The 1,457-nt window shown below is 34.5% G+C and carries 1 protein-coding gene; it reads right to left on the bottom strand.

Going from position 1 to position 1,457, the window contains the following annotated elements:
• Positions 1-513: 513 nt before the first annotated feature.
• Positions 514-1,341 (bottom strand): prohibitin family protein, encoded by an 828-nt coding sequence (locus tag EHQ59_RS08290; RefSeq protein ID WP_208652345.1) that lies wholly within the window; start codon positions 1,339-1,341, stop codon positions 514-516.
• Positions 1,342-1,457 lie beyond the last annotated feature (116 nt).

Below are 1,457 nucleotides of genomic sequence, written 5' to 3'. Positions count from 1 at the left end.
CCATCCCACCATCGAAATCCCTAAACGTACATTCCGTATCCTATTCAAATCCTACCCATTCTAACAAATCTAAGGCAAATCTTTGTTAATCCATGACCCATATTAGAAAATTCTAATTGAATTTGTCACAAAATCATTTTCGGGAAAATCAATTGACTTTGGTTCTGTAGATTTTGTTATAGCAGAACCTTAATGAAAGTTAGTGGATCACTTTTATCTCTGGGATATGTGGAAGAAAATGAAAATGCTAAATATGAAAAATTCTATGATTTCGATCGCTTGTTTGATGGGTTTTGTTTTAATTTTACTAACGTATCTACTACTCTTTACTAAGACATTTTTGAATTTAAACTAAGCACGAAAATAAATTTGTATTCAAGAAGTTATCTTTTCTTTGAGGATTATAAAGCATGCATATAAAAAACACTTGGATACGATTTGATTTCGTATCCAAGTATCTGTTTCCCATTTTTCTTTTAAAGATAGAGAATCCTTTCTAAAGAAGGTATGTGTTTATTTACTATCTGGATTCACGATGATCGGCAATCCATCTTTTCCATTTGGAATGAAAATCAATTTATTATTGGGATTCTCCATTGCTTTCAATTGGATGTACTTAGGTGTAAGCGAATCAGAAATCATCTTTTGAGCTTTGGCTTGCGCTTCTGCTTCGATTAACACTGCTTTGGCTTTTCCATCGGCTGAGATCTGTTGGATTTCTGCATCACGTTTCGCAATGTTAATCTCAAATTTCATCTGCTCTTGTTCTTGTTGTTTGGTAAGTTTACTTTCAATTGCTTTTAGGATAGAAGGACTGTATTCCACATCATCGATAATCACATCATCAATTTCAACATGTTTGAATTTTAACTTTTCTGTTAGAGATTTTTTGATTTGGGCAGAAACATTTGGTGTTTCTTTTGATATCGAAACCATATTGTAAGCAGAGAGGATATTTCGAATGGCAGTTCGGAATTGTGGTTTCACAACTTTCTCGTAATAATCTCTACCAATTTCCATTTCGAGTTCATAGATTTCATTTTGAATGGGTCGAATGATGATATTAGCAGTGACTGTGATTGTTAAATCATCTCGTGTCAATACTTCCACTTTCTCTTGGTAACTGCTCCATTGGATGGAATATACATACACACTATTCCATGGCATGTAGGTTTGAACCCGAGACTCTAAAGGTTTTTGGCTAAGCCCTGTGCTGTATGGCCTCCACATCAGTCCCACTTCTCCGGGATTGATGATGGAAATACAAGAGACAAAGAACATCCCTAAACAGAAAACAGGAACGAACTGGAAACTGGTTTGAAAAATAGATCGACGTTTCATAGTTAAACTATTAGACTCAATCTGATGTTCTCAATCTTATCCAGTCGATTTTTCGCAAATACCATTCTAATTGTCATAATTTTTCTGATCTCAATTGGGGGATTTGGATGTATGGA

It is taken from the genome of Leptospira kemamanensis (genome assembly GCF_004769665.1).
In the GTDB taxonomy this organism is placed as follows: Bacteria; Spirochaetota; Leptospiria; order Leptospirales; family Leptospiraceae; genus Leptospira_A; species Leptospira_A kemamanensis.
The sequence above is the reverse complement of the archived record's forward strand: the minus strand, read 5'-3'. Positions and strand labels throughout refer to the sequence as shown.